Here is a 19,805-nt window from a genome sequence, read left to right as displayed (position 1 = left end):
CTGCTGGCAGGCTCGTCGGCCATTTCTACATACACAATGGCGACGATTCAGGCTTCGTTTGCGAACGCGGCTGAGTTCTTCAACAGCCTGCTAGTGCAGCTCACTCGGCTGTGGCGCCTTAGAGGCAGCAGCCGCACGCGCCACGTTGTTGGGAGTACTCAAAGCCGGCATCGGCCTTTATTGGTGGCGCACTCTGGCCAGACCAGTTCGCCATCTCCGCAGCGAAGCCCCGGCATCTGGAGCATGCGAAGCGTCTCCGATTTTGGTCAATAACCCGTTCGCAACATTGGCGTGAGTGGGGGCGAAGAGCCGTGCTGTATCTCTCCAATAACCTTGAAGCCGTGACGTTGGTAAAAGGGAATGTTTTCCGGGTTCGAACTTTCGAGGTAGGCAGCGATGCCCTGCTCATCACATCGTTGAAGAGCGTATTTCATCAGCAATGTGCCAAGCCCTTGTCCGGCCCAGTTCGGATCGACGGCAATGAGAGGCAGATACCAATGTGGCTCCGGCGGATGATGTTCGGCCATTCCCTGCCGGAGGTGTGCCATATCTTCGGTGACCTCCTGGCGCAGGGACAGCGCCATGATTGCGTCCAGCGCATCTTCATCTTGCTGCACGTCGGAAGGCAGCCACAGGGCCGCGGCGCGACTCTCTCCGATGACGTATGCTGTGCCATGCTCGAATGCTCGTCCGCCACAGGCGTTAACGAATTGAGGCATTCTCCTAAGATATTGCCCTGGGTCAGGCCAACTCCAACGCATCAACGGATCGGCGGCAAAGCCGAGCACAATTGTCCAGACGGTGCTTGCCCGAATGCTTGCGTTCGCAGAGGTGACTTCCATCTCCGTTGTCATGATGTCGTTCTTGGGGGACAGAGTTGTAAGGGGGACACGGGGCCGATACCTCTGAACGGGAGCGGAATGAAATGCAGCACGAAGGTTTCGTCAGGCGCATTTGGTTTCTGTTCGGGCTCTGCTCCTGCCTCAGAAGGCCGCCTTCGACGGTCGCTTCGGACGAACGCTCCTCGGTGGCTGACTCTTGGATCTGGATCTTCGTGGCGAGCACCAGTGCTTCCGGGCCTGGGAGCGTCATCTGGATCCTGCCCTTCCTAAGGAAGCGTCAACTTTCTTGGCCTCGACAACGCTCGGCAGCCCGCTCGAAAGAAACCAGGACGCTTTGAGATTGCAAGTACGAAGAAGTCACGGCACGCAACCGATACGAACATCGTGCGATGGCTGCGATTGAACCGGGCTCCCGGTACGGCCAAGCAGGTTAGCAAATGTCGCGCGTCGACGTCGAGATTGGCAACGATTTTTATGAGGCATCACCTTGTCTCCCATTGAGCTGTTCTGCGTAAGGTCTCCCGTTCAAAACACGTGCCAACTGCCAACTGGTGGCAGGCAACTCTCCAGTTGTGGAGAGTGAAGAGCGGCAGGCGGCATTGTTGACCCTTCAGTTTCGCGCGGTCACGAGGAGGTCGATTTGGCGAGAGCCGTGTTGCTGACGTTGTCGGGTTGACCAGCCAACACATTGCGCAAATCGCTTCGGTGTCTGCGCGCGAACGTCGGCTCATCACCAGGTTCCGTCATAGCTCTCCACTCTGGCGGCTGCGGATTGTTGGCGGGATTGGTATTGTGCTTGATTATCCGCGCAATCAGTCCGCAGCCGACCAGTGGCTGCAGGGCTGTCTCCAATGCATCGGCAGTTGCCTCGGCATAGACTTCGCAGTCGTCAACGTAGACTGCGAAGTTCTTCAAATACTCCTCTCGCTTCGCCGGAATCTCGATCATCGCCTTTGTCCATTCGTAGAGCGGATACCGCTCGATGCCGTATTTTTCGGCGGTGGCCAAGTATTCGGTAAAGGTATCGAACAGACATTTTGGGGCGGCGCGATGGGATATGAGAGTATCGAACAATGGCCCCAACTTCGGCTCTTGGAGTCTTAGTCGTATCGCTTCCGCCACAGCCGAATCGCTCACACCAAATCTAAGCTGGTATTCCCACTGAGACGTCACGGTTTTCCTCCAGTCGCACCCGACGTGTCTTCTCTAGCTACTCCAGGCCCTTCCGGGGCGGTCGTTCGGCGAGTTTTGGGGCGTCAACAAGCATTCACCACTGGGCAGACCGGGATGTTGCAAGAACGAACAAATTCTGCACTGCAAGTATTCGGCTGTAGACCAGTTCCGCCTCCAGTTGGGTTATGCGTCGGCGAAGACAACGGCAATCTCTGCGAACGTTTGCAGTCCCGACACCGTCAGGTTGAGCTTGCCGCGCGCACATGAGGGAACTGCAATCGAACAAGGCGCCTCGAAAGCAAGCTGCGGCATCAATTCGGTCAATAGAGTTCCAAAAGCGGATTGTTACGTCAACGTTTGAACCTCCTGCCAGAGCGGACCTCGAAAGGCCTGCTTGTGGGGCCATTCGGCAACTCCACAAACCTTCCGCATTTCTGGTCCGCGAAAGGTTCTTCCTTCCAGACCATTTAACATCCTCCGTACAGTTCGGCCTGCCGCTGCATAGTCCGTGAGAACTCATCTCCCTTGGCGATCACAATCAACTCTTCCGCATTTCACTCCCGAAGGTCGTGCTGCCGATCAACAAAACGCAAGCCTGATGTGCCCAAGGCATCGCATTCAGCGATCTTATTGTCGTGGCCACTTATGGCCAGGCACGTCCTCTTTGCGGCCAGTTAGTCAGCGATGCAGCTGCGATTAGGCGAGGCCGTGTCACTAAATTACAATTGAAAGCAACCTTGCGCTCCTCCAGGAAATGGTAGGGAGTGTGCGCTCCACTTTCGGATATCGTCCGCTGCCTACACTCAGAGCAAGAGCGAACGCGAGCCAAGAGTGAAGGGCTTTGACCTTGACGGGGTTGCAGCCAAGCTTGACGCGGGGCTGAAGTTGCTCATGAGCAGCGCCCCGGGGATGGATGTTGTGCTCTATGGACCTGCAGTACGCGCCTGGGATACTGAGCGACAACAGGATCAAGGCAGCCAAAAGGATGGTGGAGCTTATTTCGAATGTTGCTGCAGCGAATCTGCCAGTCAATCTGTTTCGCCGGTTCGACCTCTTGCTGTACTCAACGATCCGACTTGGCGGTTTGACCGGATCGGACTCAAGGCCGGGCCGCTGTCACAATGGCTGTTCAGCGGGCTGGCGGAAGCTGGCCTGCCGGCAAGTGCATCGAGACACGGCACGATCCCCGGTGTTGGCCCCGTCACGTCGTTGGCCTTTATCAGCACGATCGACGTTCCCGCCCGCTTCAAGAGTTCGAAAGCCGTCGGGCCCTCCCTCGGATTGACGCCAGTCCTCGACCAGTCCGGTGAAAGCCACCGCATCGGTCGGATCTCGCTGTGCGGCGATCAAGCCATGCGAGCGCTACTCTATGAGGCCGCGCAGGTCATGCTGACGCGGGTCCAGAAATGGTCCTGGCTTAAGGCGTGGGCCATGCAGATCGCCAAATGACGCGGGCAGCAAAAGGCGACCGTCGCTCTGACACGGCGGCTCGCCGTCATCATGCACCGCATTTGGAGCGATGGAACAGAATTCCGCTGGACACGAAAGGTCTCGACCGCGGGACAATAGTGCGACGCGCGGTCCACACACTCGTTGTTTAGTGGGGCGAGGTCCCTCGCGGGACGATGGACGAGATGAGTTCGCTGCGTCCCTGCGATCAGCACGCGAGCCAGATTGTTCCGTCTCGTTCTACTGATCCCATGCTGGGAGAGCCATACGGCTGATCCCGAAGAGAAGCACGGCCCCGCGAGCGGTACCGAACCCGAGGAGGCGACCAACCAAAGCCCTTGACCAAATCCGGCCGAATAGAGAAGATTCTAAGAGTTTTAAAGCCTGCGCGGGAAAGCTGTTGTTCCGTAATTGCACGGGCCGCGAATTGCATCAATTTTTAACGTCCGTGGGTTCCATTAGTCGGGTTCCGCGTCGCGATAACGCTGGACTGGTCACACGGAAAAGGTGCGATGCGCTTTCTGAATCATCTGAAGATTGTCTCGAAAGTCGGCCTGATCGTCACCGTTCTCGGCTGTGCATTGCTGGGGGTTGCAACCTTCAGCGCCGTCCAGCTCTCCTCGATCGTCGGCAATTTCGCAGAGTTGTCGGCTGCTCAATCGGCTATGCTTAACTTAGCCGGAGACCAGCGCCGGATGGAGACGTATCGGGGGGCACTCTACGCGACGCTGACGGAGACGACTGAGGAAGGCCACGCAAGGCGCGTCAAGTCTGCGAAGGAGAACCGCGACAGGATCGCCGACTTCCTTGAGACTGCGATTAAGAAGGATGCCGCCCGCGCCGGCGAAATTCGTGCGATCGGCGACAAGATGAAGGCGGTCTTCGCCGCGTGCGATCCAATCCTCGGGGCCGGGGCCTGGGCAAGCACGCCGGAAGAGAATGCCAAAGTTGCCGATCGCGCGCACAAGGAATGCGATCCTGTGCTGGACGTCGCGCTCGCCGACATCGCGAAATTCGCCGCCCAGATTGCTGACCTCGTCACCAAACGCAAAGAGGAAATCGACGTTCAGGCCCATGCGTCGATTTCCACCGTGATCGGTGTCAGCGCGGCCGGCCTACTCCTCGGTGTCGCGATCGCGCTCTTCATCGGACTCAAGGCGATGTCGCAGCCGATCGGGCGGCTCAAGCTCGCGATGGAGGGATTGGCTCGGAACGATCTTTCGACCGATGTCCCCGAGAAGGATCGCCGCGACGAGATCGGCTGGATGGCGAAGGCGGTCGAGATCTTCAAAACCAATGCGCTCGAGGTCGAGCGGCTCAAGAAGGCCCAGGAGAGCGCCGAGCAGCAGGCCGCCGCGCAGCGCCGCCGTGACATGGTCGACCTAGCCGACGGATTCGAGCGCACTGTCGGCGAGATCATCGGTACCGTCGGCTCCGCTTCAATCGAGCTCGAAGCGTCCTCCTCGACGCTCGCGACCACGGCGGAGCGCGCGCAGCAACTGACGTCGGTCGTCGTCGTGGCCTCGGATGAAGCTGCCGGCAGCGTCCAGTCAGTCGCCACCGCGACAGAGGAGCTGTCGTCTTCGGTCAACGAGATCAGCCGCCAGGTGCAGGAATCCGCGCGGATGGCGATCGATGCGGTGGGCCAGGCACGTGTGACGACCGAGCGCGTCAGCCAGCTCTCGACCGAGGCGACGCGGATCGGCAACGTCGTCGAGCTGATCAACACGATTGCCGGCCAGACCAATCTGCTTGCGCTGAACGCCACCATCGAGGCGGCGCGCGCGGGCGAGGCCGGCCGCGGCTTTGCGGTCGTCGCCTCCGAGGTCAAATCGCTCGCCGAGCAGACCGCCAAGGCGACCGGCGAGATAAGCCAGCAGATTTCCGGGATCCAGACCGCCACCCTGGATTCGGTGGCAGCGATCCGCGAGATCTCGGCGACCATCGAGCGGCTATCGGAAGTCTCCTCGACGATTGCCGCGGCGGTGGAAGAGCAGGGTGCCGCCACGCAGGAGATCGCGCGCAACGTTCAGCAGGCCGCCCATGGCACCCAGCGGGTCTCCTCGAACATCGGCGACGTGCAGCGCGGCGCCGCCGAGACCGGCTCGGCCTCCTCGCAGGTGCTCTCGACCGCGAAGATGCTGGCCACCGACAGCAACCGGCTGAAGCTCGAAGTCGGCAAATTCCTGTCGACCGTACGCGCCGGTTAGCAGCGCTGGAATGCAGGATTCCTGTTTAGCGAACGCCGCCGAATGAGCAGCCTCAGGAGGATGCGGCTCACCACCATCTCTGAGGGTTGCCAGCAAGTTGCCAAATAGTTGGCGAACCCGCCGCCTCCTTCGATCGTGCGGGTCCATCAGCATGCTACACACGAGCAGCCGCGATCCGATCAGCGACGGGTCACGGTTGCTGGCCGCCCGAACGACGTTCAGTATTCCATCGCACTGACGACGAAACTAGTCTCCCGATCTCGCGTCGCTCCTTGAGCGCACCAGAAGTGGGAGATTTGGCGGCGCGTCACTACATCCTCGATGGGCAGGCGGCGCAGTCGGCCATCACTAGTTTCCAGTCACTATCGCGGCGCGAACGCCAATACTTGTCGGCGCCCGATAGACAAGTCGGAGGTTCCGCTCATTAGAAATGTCACCGGTGAGAGGACAGCCAGGCTCGCCTGATCGCCCTTTGTTCGACCCGCCGGCGATGGTCGGGACGCCCTTCGTCCCGACGCCTTCCGGCGCGCCGCCGCGCGCAGGGGCGGTCAAGGATCGAAGACCGCCGCAGGCGGCGGCCCAAAGGGCCGTCCTTGACGGCACCGAGCACGGTGGCACTGCTGGCCACGAGAGGTCGTCAACCGACCCGGAATAGATCCTTGCCCTGACCGCGGCGGCGCGGTGCTTTCTTGCTGCGTCCTTCATCGCGCAGCTGTTGTTGCTCGGCGATGTACGCAAGAACTGGCCCCAGCCGCTTGTTCTCGACAATCGCGGCCTGGTCGACCTGTCGCACCTTGTCGAATGTCCGGTAGGGCAACGCACGGCCCCTATGCTTGATCACTAGCCGCCCATCCGGATAATCGAACACCTGGCGGGCGAGGGTGCTCGTGACCTCGTTCGGCTCGAGGATGAACAGCATCTTGTCGTATTGCAGCGTCAAGCTCTGCGATACCGTGCGCTCTTCCTTCCAGGCAAAGGCATCATCGACGACGTCATGCTCAGTCAGCGGGCGATGAACGTCCTTGTCACTGAAAGGAATCTTTGCAAACCGCCGATTGTAGTCTTCCATAAACGCCGGCAAAAATGCATTACCGGCCTCGATCGTTGAGATTCCGGCCATCCGCGCTGCAAATAAGCGCGCGTCGCGGCAAAATAATCAAAGGTCGATTCCGTCTCTGCAAAGCGCAAGTGCATCAAACGACTGGTCGCATCATCGATGAAGACGAGCAGGGTGCATTGTGGGCCGCGATCCTCGAACCACCAGTGTTCAGAGCCGTCGATCTGAATCAACTCGCCCACACAGTCACGACGATGCCGGGGCTGGTAGACCCGTTTGAGCCGTTGCCGGCGATCCTGCCAGAGCCCGTCGGCCAGCATCCAGCGCCGCACCGTCTCAACACCCAAATGCAGCCCGTGCCGCTCCGAAAGCTTCTCTGCCGCCAACGTCGGGCCGAAGTCGCCGTAATTGGCCTTGATCAGCGCCATCGCTTCGGTCCGGAGAACCGCCGGATACGCCCGATTGCTCGGCTTGCCGCGCTTCTTGGAAATCAGAGCTACAGGGCCGCCAGCGCGATATGCCTTGAGCAATCGGAACACTTGGCGTCTCGTCACGCCCATCAGCTGCGCCGCTTCGCTCGGTCGTATCCGCTCGGCCAAAGTCCTTCAGCACGTGAACCCGGTCGATCTCCGCTCGGCTCATCGACAGCACCGTCATCACTCAAAACCCCCGAGGCCCATGCCTTAGACAAGTCCGAGCGTGACATCTCTAATGGGGAGGATGGTGACCTTTCTAAAGAGGGTCTATATAAATTCTATCGCATAACATAGATTATGGAATACTATTCAATTTCTTGGAATATGACTGAAGATGACTCGGGCTACTTTAATATACTTTCTTCGACCCTTCGTCCATCTCGGCCGTCTCACGCCGGATCGCACGTTCGCTCCAAGCGTGAGGAATGGCGCTTGACGTAACCACGACGGGTTTTTCGCCTGAGCCAAGACTCGAGGGCCTCGACGGCCTGTACGTGCCCGTCGAACAGATCGAGACGCCGTCGGCCACGCTGACCAAGACGGCCCCATTCCCGCACTAATGCCGTATCGCCAAACAGCGTCGGCTCGATCGTGAGCACATAGAACCGTGCCATGTTACGGGCCGGATCGCGACGCTCGAGCACGAGATATTGCACGGTGAGTTCGGACATGCGCTAGAATCGCAATTGCCGAATCGACCGTCCAATTAAATAAATGAATCGATCAGAGCCGACGATTCAGAAATTTCGTGCGGGCAGGCAACGAGACAATCGCGGTCAGGCTCGCGATAGCCGAAGCCCGCAGGCTCTGGCCGCTCTGTTGCTCGGCAGGAAGTTTGTCCAGATTGATTTGCTTCCAGCGGACCGCAGGTAGCTTCGCCGCGCAGGGCGCACGGAGTTGGCGCTGAGGCTGGTGTCCTGCAGTTAAGCTTACGTCAGCGACGATTCCAGTTGCTATCGTCAGCTTCATCATCTTCCTCCGAAGGCTCCACGGAAAGAAGAATGAGTGCATAACCTTGTTGTTGGCGATGGACTTGCTCGAACAAGGTTGGTGCGCGATGGCCGCGAGAAACATCCAGCCATTGCGCCGCATCGGTCTCCTCAATTTCACTCGTCACCGATTGTTCGTGGTTTTTGCGAATGAGAAGGGAGGCCTTAGGAACTGGATCGCCCCACCGGACCGAAATGAACGGGAAAGAGCCCTTACGGTAAAAGTAACGCAAGACGCGCCCGTTGTGCGTAACGACGAAAGCGACAGGCTCTTCACGATAGTCGACATAAGCGCGCCCGAGAACCTCTTTGCTCACTTCGTACCGCTCAGCAAGTCGAACGACCTCCCCCAAATCGGGATCACGGCTCGAGTTTGCCTCCTTGCGAAAATGATGTGGTGGTACAAGTAGCAAGGAAGAGAACCGGTTGGCCTCTGCTTCCCAACGCCTGCGCATGTCGGCGATTTTCGGATCTAGCTCCAAGAGATCGCTCATCGAACAAAGGAAGCGATCTTCTTTGCCGGGCCGGTGCGCCGGAATCAAGAAATGCCCTAGCTCGTGGCCGATGGTGAAGCGCCGTCGCTCGGCTTTCATTCGCCGTTGCACCAGAACGACGCCGCGCGACTTTGTCTCGTTGGTGATCAAACCGCCAATGAAGCCGTCGCTTTCAAGTTCTTTGATTTCTTCAATGCCGAGCTGGATCGCCAGCTTCTCAACAGGGATCGGGATCGGCAGATCAGGCTCGGCTTTGAAGATCTCAATCACGAGTCTTTCCGGCGAGCCGACATCCGCGAGATCGATCCGTGATACCGCCATTACTCTTTCTTCGCCTCTTTTAGACCACGCATGATGGTCTCGATGGTCTTTAGATCTGACTTACTCAACGTCTTCAAATCGCGATAGAGCGCGACCAGTTCGGAAGGCTCACTCGATGCATTTGGATCCTCTTCCAAAAGCTCCGACACACTGATCCTGAAATGCGTTGCCAACCGCTCGATGAGTTCGCGTGAGGGGTTGGCACTATTGCCCTGCTCGAGATCCCAGATGTGGGTCTTCGAGGTTTGGACTCCGTCGGCAACCTGCTGAAGCGATTGCCGTTTGGCAGCGCGCAATTCCTTAATCTTCGTCGCGAGTGACATTCCAGTTCCTTCGTAGATTCAGCCACTTATAGCCCGGCGTCGTTTGATTTGTCGATACGAAATCGTGGGCTATTGACAGTCCGATCGTTAGATATTACATGACGATTATGTTCAACAATGGGGGGACACCTGCGCAAGCGCCCCGATGAAGAGGATCTTTGGAATGTCTGAGGCTGAAGCTGAGAATAAACACCTGGTTCGCATCCACCTCGATCGTCAGACCTTCGAGTCGCCAAACCCGACCACGGGTGCCGCCCTCTACGAGCTGGGCGACGTAGGGCCGCATAAGAAGCTCTTCCGCGAAGTCGAGGGCAATCACGACGACGAATTCATCCCGCGCGAAGATGAACAGGTGCACCTCAAGGAGGATGACCATTTCTATTCGCAGAAGGCCACGACGATCTTCGTGAATGGAACGCCTGAAGCCTGGCCGCATCGCAAGATCTCTTACGAGCAGGCGGTCAAGCTGGCCTTCCCTCACGGGCCGACCGGCGGGAACATCCGCTACAGCGTTTCCTGGACCAAACCCGACGGTCAGGAAGGTTCTTTGCGGCAGGGACAGTCCGTCGCTGTGGTCGAGGAGATGATGTTCGATGTCCGTAACACCGATAAATCCTAAGCTCAGCGCCGATCTGACGAAGCTTGAGGCGGAAGGCTTCCGCCTCAAGTTCGTTCAGGGTTCAGCCTACCATATGCTGATCGAAGGCATTCCGGCCGTCACGTCGAAGCGCGAAGTGGTGCTCGGGACGCTTTATACCACGCTCGTCATCGATCCGAACGGCGTGACGGTCAGTCCCGTCGCCGACCACCAGTGCTGGTGGATCGGAGAGCTGCCCTGCAATGCCGACGGGGAAGTCATGGAGGAAATGATCTCCAACAAAGACCCGGTCGATAAGGGTGATGGCATCACGACGACCGTCGGTTTTTCCCGCAAACGCGCCAATATGACTTCTTATGACGACTATCACGAGAAGATCTGGAGCTATGTGCGCTCGATCTGGCACGAGGCGCGGGTGATCGATCCCAATTGCGATCCGCGCAGCGAAAAGCCGGTACCGGCGATCATCGAAGCCTCGCGGCGTGTTTTCCATTATCCAGATATGGCGACAACGCGGGCCGGAATTGGTGCCGCGACGACCAAGCTGCTTGCCGATCGGGTTGCCATCATCGGCCTCGGCGGCACGGGGTCCTACATTCTAGACCTTATGGCCAAGACGCCCGTCACGGAGCTTCATCTGTTTGATGGCGACGTGTTCGCCGTCCACAATGCCTTTCGCTCGCCTGGCGCACCCGCGAAGGAAGATCTGAAAAACCCGAAGAAGGTCGATTGGTTCGGTGACATCTACGACCGGATGCGCACTGGCATTATCCGACACCCTTACTATGTCGGCAAAGAGCAGCTGATGGAGTTGAAGGAATTTGGCTTCGTTTTTCTCGCGATCGACAGCGCCAAGGCCCGAAAGATCATCCTTGAAGGCCTAATCGCTCTCAACATTCCCTTCATCGATGTCGGACTCGATATCTCCATCGACAACCAGGGTTTCCTGCGCGGCCAAAGCCGGTTCACACTCGGCACGCCAGAACATTATGCTCATATCCCAGAGGTCGTGTCGTTCGATGCTGCGGGCGAAAACGATATCTATCGAAACATCCAGGTTGCAGACTTCAACATGCTGAATGCCGCCATGGCCGTCATGAAATGGAAGAAGCTGTACGGCTTCTATGCTGACGATATGCGCGAGCATCATTCTCTCTACACGGTTGCCACCCACGGCCTGACCAAGGAAGACAAAGCGTGAGAATTAGCGAGTTCAGGCCCACATTTGGCGACTTCATCCCGAAGACATTGGAAGATGGGGTTCTATATATTTCGCGGCGCTTTAGCACCGCAAGCCATCGCTGCGCGTGCGGATGCGGTACCAAGATCGTGACGCCGATCCGCGAGACGGACTACAAGCTCACCGAGCGCGACGGGCGGGTGTCCTTGACACCGTCGATCGGCAATTGGGACCATCCTTGCCAATCGCACTATTGGATCCGAGACAACAAGGTCGTATGGGCCGGCGCTATGTCGAAAGATGCGATCCGTGCGGGACGCATTCGCGACGATGCCGATAGAGCGGCCTATTTTGCACAAGTGACATGGCCTTGGTGGCGTCGCTTGGCACGCAGCTTGACGGATTGGTGGAACAGGATGTTTGGCTGACGGCGGGTCTTGCGCCTGAGCCAAGACTTGAGGGCCTCTACAGGCTGCACGCGCCCTTCGAACAGATCGAGCCGTCGGCGTCCCCCTATAGAGATGTCGGTCTGAACAATTTGCTACGCGCGTGCTCGACGGAGTCTCCCTCCTCCGACCTCAGGCATTGCGCAAGACTTCCTCGAGCTGCGCGACGAGCTTCGCCCTGTGCTCGGCCGGAAGTTTGTCCAGATTGATTTGCTTCCAGCGCACCGCAGGCAGCTCCGCCGCGCCGGGGATGCCCAGCAGGCTCCAATCCGGCGCGCCGCGCTTGAACCCCATGAGGAAATCCTTGTGGGCTTGCGGCATTTTCCCCGCGAGTTCGGCGATTAGCGTTTCGCGTGCTTCGAGCAACTCGTCCAGGGTTACTTCATCGGCGGTCATGCCCTCGAAGCCGTGCGTGAATTCGTGCTGGATGTCCTTGCGGCGAGGAACCACGACCTCGGAAATCGGCCTGTCATGGCTGATGAGGTAGACGATGAACGCCTTGCGGAGATCGTCCGTGATGCCTTCGTTGGCGAGCAGATCGCGGACATCAAAGAGGTCTCGCGGATGCTGCCGGTCGAGCGCCGCGACGAGCTTGCCGGCGTATAGATCAGCGAACGAAACGACTTTCATCTGTGCGAAGCCGAACGTGTATTCGACGGTCGGCGACACGTCGCGCAACTCTGGCTCGAAGACGCTGCCTCTGATCACCGGCGTGACCTCGATCTTGACCTGCGCATCACCTTTCTGGACGGTCAGCTTGGTGACGATCTTTTCACGAGCGTTGACGACTTCCGTCACCCGTGCGCCGGGCAATCGTTTTCTGGTGGCGGCCGCCATGCGCTTCATCGCCGCATCGATCGCGGTAAGAGATTCGGGGCGCAGAGCCACCGGCAGATAGGTCAGGTCGATATCGACCGATAAGCGCGGCATGTCGCGGTGGAAGAGATTGATGGCGGTGCCGCCCTTGAGCCCAAAGTCGGGCTCCGCCGCGACGAACGGAATCGTCTCGATCAATAACGCCACCTGATGCCGATATTTTTCAGACAGGGGCATTGAGGTCGTCTGGGATGGTTATGAGGTATTTGGTGTCGAGTTTGCCGCCCTTGACGAGCATGCGCTTTCCCGTGCCGAGATTGACTTTCGACTTGTCGATCTGCTTGAGCCAGGCGAGCTGATGCCGTTCCGCGAACCAGAAGAACAATCGTTTGACCTTGACGCTTTTGCAATCGTCCAGAAGTGTTTGCAGCCGCCGGGGACTTAGGCTCCTCAAGCCTTCCGCCAATGCATCGACCTGATGGAAGCTTTCGTGGCGGGGCAATTCGTCGAGCAGTTCGAGGAACGCACGTTCGGGCGTCGATACTGTGAGAGGCCAGTCGAATGGTCCCGGTATTTCCCGCGTCGTCCCCGACTTTGATCCGGGCGTGCTCCCGTGCGTTTTGAATAGACTTTGTGTGCGGTGAACGCGGAATTTCTGTTTGAGCGGAAGTTTGCCGAGCCAGCCGGGAGCAGGCCGCGTTCCATATAGATGTACAGTCGAAGGACCCGTCTGGCTCAAGTAGTGGCCGAGGCCTTGCGCTTCGATGGCGGTACGTCCGCCAACGACGAGATCGGAGCCGAGCAGTCGCTGGAGTGAAACGACAACGCTCTGCCAAGAGAGTTCCCCAAGGGGGCGCTTGAATGTGCCGCGCGCCGGCTGATCAAGCCAGCCGGCCGCTACGTATTGGCTGCGCAGGCTGGTGGAATATCCGTGCCGTTCCATCCAGGCAGCATCGACCAGTAGTCCCTGCGGGAGGGTCTTTTCGAGCTTGTTTAGCTTTCTGTCGTTTTGCTCAGCCATACTAAGTAAATTAGCATCTCTTCAAACCGACGTCGAGGTTTATGATATATCGATTTTCCGCAGCCATACTAAGTAAAATTGCCATAACACAAACTCTCCTCGGGGATCCAAAATTGACATTTTGTTCTTGTTTTGTTCTAAACTACTAGGCTCCTGCGAGGCTGCTCCCGCAGGCGTTCGGGTAGATAGACGTATCGGTGGAAAACCCGTCGGCAAAGTCGAAATCGACGACGCGTATGTGGACATTGAGCCGAGCGACATCGCAATCGCGCACAGATCATGTTGAATCCGGTTGCAACGATGAAGGGGAGTTCATGAGTTTCAAAGCAACCGGCGCTTCGCACGAGGCGACCCTGCATTGCCCCAACTGCAATCACGAGATCCGGCTAACGGAGTCGTTGGCCGCTCCCCTCCTCGCTGAAACCCGCCTGCGCTTTCAACAGCAGCTGGCCAGCAAGGATGCAGAGATGGAGCGTAAGATCGAGGCACTGAGGCTGGAACGCGAGCAGGTCGCTAAGGACCGCGAGCAAATCGAGGAACACGTTGCGAAGCGATTGACTGCCGAACGTGCCCAGCTGCTCGCGGCCGAAAGCAAGAAGGCGCGAGAGGCGGCCGCAGCCGAGCTGCAGGCGAAGGAAGCGGAAGCCGCGGAGCTGCGAGCCAACTTACTTACCAACAACGCAAAACTTGCAGAGGCCCAAAAGCAGCAAGCCGAAATGATGCGACAGCAGCGCGAACTCGAAGAGCAAAAGCGCGAACTCGACCTGACAATAGAAAAGCGGGTGCAGGCCTCAATCGGCGAAATCCAGATCAAGGCCAGGCAGGAAGCCGACGAGGCTGCGCGCTTACGCGTTGCCGAGAAGGACCAGACCATCGAGTCGATGTCTCGAACGATCGAGGAGCTCAAGCGCAAGGCCGAACAGGGATCACAGCAATCCCAAGGGGAAGTACTCGAGCTTGAGCTCGAAGAGCTTCTGCGCGGACGTTTTCCGACCGATTCGATTGAGCCGGTTGGAAAAGGCGAGCTCGGGGCGGACGTTATTCAACAGGTGAATGGTGCTATTGGCCAATCTGCCGGGATCATCCTTTGGGAAACTAAGCGCACCAAGACATGGAGTGACGGGTGGCTCGCCAAATTACGTGACGACCAGCGTCGTTCCGGCGCCGATATCGCTCTGATCATCTCCCATGCGCTGCCGAAACATATCGAGCAATTTGACCTCGTCGACGGGGTATGGGTGGCTCATCCGCGTTGCGCATTGCCGGTCGCGGTCGCGCTCCGCCAGGGTCTGATCGATGTGAGTAGCTCACGCCTCGTTCAGCAGGGTCAGCGGACCAAGATGGAGCAGGTTTATCACTACCTGACCGGCACGAAGTTTAGGCAGCGGGTAGAGGCCGTCGTTGAGAAATTCAACGATATGCGAGACGACTTGGATAAGGAGCGCAAGTTTATGGGCCGGCAATGGGCCAAGCGTGAAACCCAGATCCTGGCCGTCATCGATTCGACCGTCGGAATGGTGGGCGACCTCCAGGCGATAGCCGGCAAGTCGATGCCTGAAATATCCAGTTTGACGCCTCCCTTGCTAGAAGCTGGTGATGAACCAGAGCGCAAGGCGAGCTAGTTTCCACTCGACGATCGCCTCCCCTTCCCTGCCGCGTTAATGACGATCCTTGAGCGATTTCGTTGTTCGAACTGGCGACGCTCAAGCAGGGCGCGCTCCTTTCGCTGGAGAAGGCGGGAACACTATCGAGCGATCTCGTCGGAAGCTATCAGATTGCGAACGCTGCTTGTTCCAGATGGTCGAATATAGCGAGTTCCTCCTTTATCTGCTCGACACGCTCAAGCAACGGACGAATTGCTCAGCTTACTCATTTTGCAGGCCGGCCGCGAAACCCCGGAAGAAAAGGCCGAGACGAAGTCCACCCATAGCCGTTAACAACTCGGCAAGCCAAGTATGAAGCGACTTATTCGCCCCGCGTCACGCGCAGCCTGTGCTCGACCGCCGCCTGCCAACGCTTGGCTCGCTGCAGCACCACCTTGCAATCCGGCGCGTAACGCAGGTCCTTCGCCAAGTCTTCCGCCTGTTTGATAAATTCGGAAGCGGACGCGGCTCCGGCCCGTGCCGCCTCGAGGGCAAGATAAGCCGCCGCGGATGCCTCCATATTCCTGTTGCCTTGCCGCTTAAAGGTTGCGATCACGGCCTTGTATCCCGCGATACCGTCGTCGATCTCACCGAGTCGCATGGACAGCATGCTCGCGGTCGCGGCGAGGTATTCGGCCGGCACGTCGTCGGCTTGTTTCTTGATCAGGGCTTGGCGAAGGAGCTGAGAAGCGCGGGGATATTCGCCCTTCTCGATAAGCGCATAAGCTAGGTGATTGCGGAACAGAAGCGACTCCGGCTCGAGCTCCAGTCCGCGCTCCGCCAGACGGAGACCGAGGTCGAGATCGCCGATGGTAATCGCCACCGACGAGCCGACAGCATAGGGCTTTGAGGCGAAGGGTTCCTCCATCATCCACTGCTCGCAGATCTTGATCAACCCATCAAAGTCGCCTTGCCAGTAGGCGTGAAACGCACGCGCCTCGCCCGAATCCAGTACCCGATCGATCTGCTTCGTGGTGACCAGCTCACCGCCGAGATGAGGATTGGCCCATTCGGCCTGGGCGAGCGAATTCCCCGTCGGATTGACCAGGCTCGTCCGGAACAGCTTGCGCGCGCGGCGATTGCCATCGCGGAGATGGACGGTCCCGATGGCCGAGGCGAGTTCGGAGACGTGCAGCGGCTGGAAACCGCCGTCTTCCACCATGTCGACCCCGACCTTGAAGAATTGGGGCTTTCGACCAGCGGCGGAAGACAGCGCGATCTCGCCGGCGACGAGCCACGGATCGAATTTCGTCGCCGCATTCCGCATGAGAACGTCGTGTGCCTGCTCGGGGTCGTCGAGATGCAGGTGCATGCGCGCAGCGCTACGTAGGACATGCCGGTCGGCAGGCGCCAGCTGCAAGGCGACGGTCATGGCCCGCTTCGCCTTGTCCTTATCGCCGTGGCTCACGTATCCAAGCGCCAAATCGACCCACGACAACGCATCTTCCGGATATCGGTACACGTGTCGCCGAAGCGGACCGATCTCGATGCCGGTCTGCCTCGACGCATCTGGATTCAGCCTTCCGAGCAGGAGAGCCGCCTGCTTCTTGACCAGCGGCGTCGCTTCGGATTCCTGCCGCAACAAGCTGCGTGCCGCGCGCTCGGCCTCCTGCTCCCGTCCTTCGACGATGGCGGTTTCGACCAGTTCCGCGGCCGCGATGACGTCGTTACCCCTGCGCCAAGCCTCCAGGCGCGCCTTGAGCTCCTCGGGAATCCGGGCGTCCTGCGCAGGCTTGCCCGGCATTGCCAATTCGCCGGAAGCGGCCACGCGCGCCGCCGGTCGCCACCGAGGAACGACATCCCTCTTCTTCGGAAACGCCTGCGCCGTCATGCGACTTTTCGCGCGCGGGTCGCCACGGTCGTCCGCTTCAGCAGAAGGTCGGTATAGGACTTATAACGCTCCAGGGAATATTGATTTGCCGATCCAATGCCCTTGCGATGGCCGCGTTTGGCTAGATCGGGATTGCACAATTCGTGCACGATAGTGGCGATCTCGCTGCGGACCAGCGGGTCGACCGCCGTGTCGAGGTCGGCGAGCACCTGGGAGAATGCATGCTGGAGATGCGGCAGCACCTGCTCATAGGTGCCGCTCCAGTTGCTCGGATGGAAGGCAGCGTCTAGCCGCGAGAACAAGGCCGCCGTGATGTTGATGCCGGAGAACAGGAAAGCGGCCAGATTCCCGAGCAGGTAGAGGTCGCAACCGATCCGCCGCACGACGAAGTCGGCGTGGAGATTCGAATAAAGCTGCTCCGGCGGCGCGTATGTGCGGTCGCCGGCCACGACGAGATTGTCCATCCAAACCTGATAGCCCCGCCGCGACGATCGCCCGAAATCGCCCACGCGGCAGCCGCCACCGTCGTACGTCAATACGTTCGAAGGTTTCAGATCCTGATGCGCGATCGTCTCCTTGTGCAGTTGCATCATGCCAAGGGTCACGTCGTTCAGGATGCTGAGGCTGATCAGACAGTCGAGACGCTTCTTGAGATCGACCTGCTTGCGCACGTCGCTCTCCGCGAGTTCGAATATCAGGTAGGCGACCCGGCCTTCGATGTTGCTGATCCGGGAACCTGCGCGTAGCCGTGGGTCACGGCAAGCACGACCCGCGAGAGCCGGCGATCCCTGCAATGCTCCAGGACGTCGCGCTCGTGATTGTATGCCGACGTCAGGTTTTGGAGAGCGCGCGCGGGATCCGGCGCGTTGAATGCGTCCGAGAAGTCCAGGGCCTTGAGAAAATGCTCCTTACCGTCCTTATCCGCGACGACGTAGGGCACGGAAAACATGCCGCCGGAGCTTGGGACGTGGGCGATCTTGTTGACGACCTTCCAGCCGCCATCGAGCGTCATTCCCACGAGCTGTTCTGCTGCTGTCATCAGATGTCTCCTACGATGTCCTGGAGTCCGCAACGAGCGCTTTAAGGAGCAAATGCCCCTCAGGTGAAAGAAACAGCGCACGGCTTCTCGGGTCTTTGACGTTGACTTCCTGCCGGATGAACGCGCGCGGAATGACGGCCTCGGAAGTCTGATAACGACCGAGGAGGACAGCCACGTGGCGGCTCACGGTCTGCTGCGGCTGATCCAGTCTCTCGGCGAGTTCGTTGACCGAAAGGCCCGGAGATCTGGCGATGGCGATCAAGGCCAGCGCCTGCGGCAGACTGATTTCCGCCTGGTACTTGGAGAAGGCCTTGTAGATGGCGTCCAACCGGGACGTTTCGGATGCGGTGAAATCGGTTCTCATTGACCCATACTTGAAGTTATACCCAAAAACGGGTATATACCATCCGTCGGTGTACGACAAAGTGATTCTTCGGCAGCCGGCAAGGAGATTCGAAATGGCGAAGAACATCGTGGTGCTCTCGGACGGAACCGGCCAGGACGGCGGCGCGCGGCCGGAGCAACGCATCAGCAATATCTACAAGATGTACCGGATCTCTCGCGACCACGCCGAGACGGGCATCGATCCCTCGCAGCAGGTCGTGTTCTACGATGCGGGTCTGGGCACCGATATCGGCGCCACGGCGCTGACCGCGCCCGTTCGCTTCGTCCAGAAGCTGCTCGGGTCCGTAACGGGCGCCGGCATCAAGCGCAACATCGCCGATTGCTACGAGTTCATCGTGAACCACTATGAGCCCGGCGACAGGATATTCCTGTTTGGCTTCAGCCGCGGCGCCTACACGGTCCGCAGCGTGGCGAACCTTTTGATGCTCTGCGGGGTACCCACCAGGCATCCAACCGGCCAGCCGATCCGTTTCCGGAAGGCCGCCAAGGCCGCTCTCGGTGCGAGCGGCCTGCGCTACTTCGTCATCCAGTCGGGCTTGGCCGCTGGCGTCGTCGCCGTGGCGTTCGCCGCCGGTTTCCTTCCGGCGGTCGGGATCGCGCTGCTGTGCTCCTGGTGGCTCGGCGCCGGCTTTATGCTCTCCGGCTTCCTCGCGCAGACCATCATCATTGCCGGCGCTCTCGGCGCCTTCTGGTACTGGCAGAACAAGTCGACGACCAAGACGATCGTCGACTATCCCAAGCCTGGAGAATCCCGCTCGCACAAGGCCGAGTGGAAGGGCGCGAACTTCGACCGGCTGCTCAGCCGCCACGTCGCGTTCGCGCGCTCCGCCAATTCAATCGACGAGACGCGGAAGGATTTCGACCGTGTCGGCTGGGGCGGAGGAAACGAGGGCGCGCCGGTCTTCCCCGGACACGAACGGCTCCTCCAGTGGTGGTTCGCCGGCAATCATTCCGAATCGGCGGCTCCTATCTGGAGCCCGAGTCCCGCCTCTCCGACATCGCGCTGGAATGGATGTGCCGCGAGGCGATTTCCGTCCCCGACGGTCTGCTCACGGGCCCGATCTTCGTCGACGGAACGAAGATGGAAGGGTCTGCCGACGCCGGTCAGGCACTGAACATCTATCCGGACGCCGGCGGCGTGCAACATTGCGAGGTCGCCGGCATGCGCGACACGATCGAGAGCCTGGCCGACGCGCTGCCGAACTGGTCATGGCTCCGCAGCCTGCTTGGCCGTCAGAACTGGCAGACCAAGATCCGCGACGTTGGGACGGAGTCCAAGGTCCACCCCACCGTTGAACAGCGCTTCGTTCTATCCACCGTCGTGCAGTGCGCGGCGGGAGTGGCACCCTACCGGCCGGCCGCGCTCGCTCAGCACGTCGATTTCAAGCGGTACTACACAGGTGATGCGGCCGGTCACGATTCCGGCCGACCCGCCACGCTTCAAGAGGTTCGAAGCTGATCGCAGGCACTGTCGGATCCCGTCCGAAGTAGG

Annotated in this window: 17 protein-coding genes and 3 pseudogenes; 8 read left to right on the top strand and 12 right to left on the bottom strand. The window is 59.3% G+C overall.

All coding sequences use genetic code 11. The features are described 5' to 3' along the window. Positions 1-266: 266 nt before the first annotated feature. Both GGD61_RS38270 and GGD61_RS38265 read right to left on the bottom strand, forming a co-directional pair. A complete protein-coding gene (locus tag GGD61_RS38270; protein WP_246786177.1) occupies positions 267-854 on the bottom strand; it encodes an N-acetyltransferase in 588 nt (195 codons plus the stop codon). 612 nt (positions 855-1,466) lie between these two features. Next, positions 1,467-1,916: a hypothetical protein gene (locus GGD61_RS38265; RefSeq protein WP_246786176.1), complete on the bottom strand. Its 450-nt coding sequence runs from the start codon at positions 1,914-1,916 to the stop codon at positions 1,467-1,469. Between the two features lie 1,278 nt (positions 1,917-3,194). On the opposite strand from GGD61_RS38265, the pseudogene GGD61_RS38260 reads away from it, so the two are divergent. Then, positions 3,195-3,584 (top strand): annotated as a pseudogene (locus tag GGD61_RS38260) (transposase); the annotation flags it as partial. A 392-nt stretch (positions 3,585-3,976) separates the two neighbouring features. Further along, complete coding sequence (locus tag GGD61_RS38255) at positions 3,977-5,674, top strand: methyl-accepting chemotaxis protein (protein ID WP_183232321.1); 1,698 nt, start codon at positions 3,977-3,979, stop codon at positions 5,672-5,674. A gap of 637 nt (positions 5,675-6,311) precedes the next feature. Here GGD61_RS38255 and GGD61_RS38250 read toward each other — a convergent pair. The 4 genes and pseudogenes from GGD61_RS38250 to GGD61_RS38235 all read right to left on the bottom strand — a co-directional run bounded on the left by GGD61_RS38250 (position 6,312) and on the right by GGD61_RS38235 (position 9,334). Then, a pseudogene (locus tag GGD61_RS38250) lies at positions 6,312-7,388 on the bottom strand (helix-turn-helix domain-containing protein). A 208-nt stretch (positions 7,389-7,596) separates the two neighbouring features. Continuing rightward, positions 7,597-7,878, bottom strand: a complete 282-nt coding sequence (locus tag GGD61_RS38245; RefSeq protein ID WP_183232320.1) for a WGR domain-containing protein — start codon at positions 7,876-7,878, stop codon at positions 7,597-7,599. Between the two features lie 263 nt (positions 7,879-8,141). After that, positions 8,142-9,011, bottom strand: coding sequence for an ImmA/IrrE family metallo-endopeptidase (locus GGD61_RS38240; protein WP_183232319.1), 870 nt, complete (start codon positions 9,009-9,011; stop codon positions 8,142-8,144). Then, positions 9,011-9,334 (bottom strand): helix-turn-helix domain-containing protein, encoded by a 324-nt coding sequence (locus GGD61_RS38235; RefSeq protein ID WP_183232318.1) that lies wholly within the window; start codon positions 9,332-9,334, stop codon positions 9,011-9,013. The genes GGD61_RS38240 and GGD61_RS38235 overlap by 1 nt, the downstream gene beginning before the upstream one ends. Before the next feature lie 163 nt (positions 9,335-9,497). Here GGD61_RS38235 and GGD61_RS38230 point away from each other — a divergent pair, with 163 nt between their 5' ends. The 3 genes from GGD61_RS38230 to GGD61_RS38220 are packed head-to-tail and all read left to right on the top strand — an operon-like array spanning position 9,498 to position 11,540. Further along, entirely contained in the window at positions 9,498-9,953 is a 456-nt protein-coding gene (locus GGD61_RS38230; protein WP_183232317.1) for a multiubiquitin domain-containing protein, read from the top strand. Beyond that, positions 9,928-11,133: a ThiF family adenylyltransferase gene (locus GGD61_RS38225; RefSeq protein WP_183232316.1), complete on the top strand. Its 1,206-nt coding sequence runs from the start codon at positions 9,928-9,930 to the stop codon at positions 11,131-11,133. Before GGD61_RS38230 ends, GGD61_RS38225 begins: the two co-directional genes overlap by 26 nt. Beyond that, positions 11,130-11,540, top strand: a complete 411-nt coding sequence (locus GGD61_RS38220; RefSeq protein WP_183232315.1) for a DUF6527 family protein — start codon at positions 11,130-11,132, stop codon at positions 11,538-11,540. The genes GGD61_RS38225 and GGD61_RS38220 overlap by 4 nt, the downstream gene beginning before the upstream one ends. A gap of 150 nt (positions 11,541-11,690) precedes the next feature. Here GGD61_RS38220 and GGD61_RS38215 read toward each other — a convergent pair whose 3' ends face one another. Continuing rightward, on the bottom strand, positions 11,691-12,611 hold the full coding sequence (locus GGD61_RS38215; RefSeq protein WP_183232314.1) for a nucleotidyl transferase AbiEii/AbiGii toxin family protein: 921 nt from the start codon (positions 12,609-12,611) through the stop codon (positions 11,691-11,693). Then, entirely contained in the window at positions 12,598-13,395 is a 798-nt protein-coding gene (locus GGD61_RS38210; RefSeq protein WP_183232313.1) for a type IV toxin-antitoxin system AbiEi family antitoxin, read from the bottom strand. The genes GGD61_RS38215 and GGD61_RS38210 overlap by 14 nt, the downstream gene beginning before the upstream one ends. Positions 13,396-13,709: 314 nt before the next feature. On the opposite strand from GGD61_RS38210, the gene GGD61_RS38205 reads away from it, so the two are divergent. Continuing rightward, positions 13,710-15,017, top strand: coding sequence for a DUF2130 domain-containing protein (locus GGD61_RS38205; RefSeq protein ID WP_183232312.1), 1,308 nt, complete (start codon positions 13,710-13,712; stop codon positions 15,015-15,017). A gap of 343 nt (positions 15,018-15,360) precedes the next feature. Here GGD61_RS38205 and GGD61_RS38200 read toward each other — a convergent pair whose 3' ends face one another. From GGD61_RS38200 to GGD61_RS38185, 4 genes are read right to left on the bottom strand one after another with little or no spacing between them, the layout of a single operon-like run. Continuing rightward, positions 15,361-16,869: a hypothetical protein gene (locus GGD61_RS38200; RefSeq protein ID WP_183232311.1), complete on the bottom strand. Its 1,509-nt coding sequence runs from the start codon at positions 16,867-16,869 to the stop codon at positions 15,361-15,363. Further along, positions 16,866-17,540: a protein kinase domain-containing protein gene (locus GGD61_RS38195; protein ID WP_183232310.1), complete on the bottom strand. Its 675-nt coding sequence runs from the start codon at positions 17,538-17,540 to the stop codon at positions 16,866-16,868. Before GGD61_RS38195 ends, GGD61_RS38200 begins: the two co-directional genes overlap by 4 nt. A 23-nt stretch (positions 17,541-17,563) precedes the next feature. Next, complete coding sequence (locus GGD61_RS38190) at positions 17,564-17,908, bottom strand: hypothetical protein (protein WP_183232309.1); 345 nt, start codon at positions 17,906-17,908, stop codon at positions 17,564-17,566. Positions 17,909-17,918: 10 nt separating this feature from the next. Then, positions 17,919-18,380: a MarR family winged helix-turn-helix transcriptional regulator gene (locus GGD61_RS38185; protein ID WP_183232308.1), complete on the bottom strand. Its 462-nt coding sequence runs from the start codon at positions 18,378-18,380 to the stop codon at positions 17,919-17,921. Between GGD61_RS38185 and GGD61_RS38180 the strand changes: the two are divergent. Together GGD61_RS38180 and GGD61_RS41775 are read left to right on the top strand one after the other, a co-directional pair. Continuing rightward, a pseudogene (locus GGD61_RS38180) lies at positions 18,367-19,295 on the top strand (phospholipase effector Tle1 domain-containing protein); the annotation flags it as partial. The gene GGD61_RS38185 and the pseudogene GGD61_RS38180 overlap by 14 nt on opposite strands. Before the next feature lie 99 nt (positions 19,296-19,394). Then, entirely contained in the window at positions 19,395-19,772 is a 378-nt protein-coding gene (locus GGD61_RS41775) for a hypothetical protein (RefSeq protein ID WP_409362494.1), read from the top strand. Positions 19,773-19,805 lie beyond the last annotated feature (33 nt).

Origin of the sequence: Bradyrhizobium sp. SBR1B, assembly GCF_014198205.1 — a bacterium.
In the GTDB taxonomy this organism is placed as follows: domain Bacteria; phylum Pseudomonadota; class Alphaproteobacteria; order Rhizobiales; family Xanthobacteraceae; genus Bradyrhizobium.
This window is presented reverse-complemented; position numbering and strand designations above follow the sequence as displayed.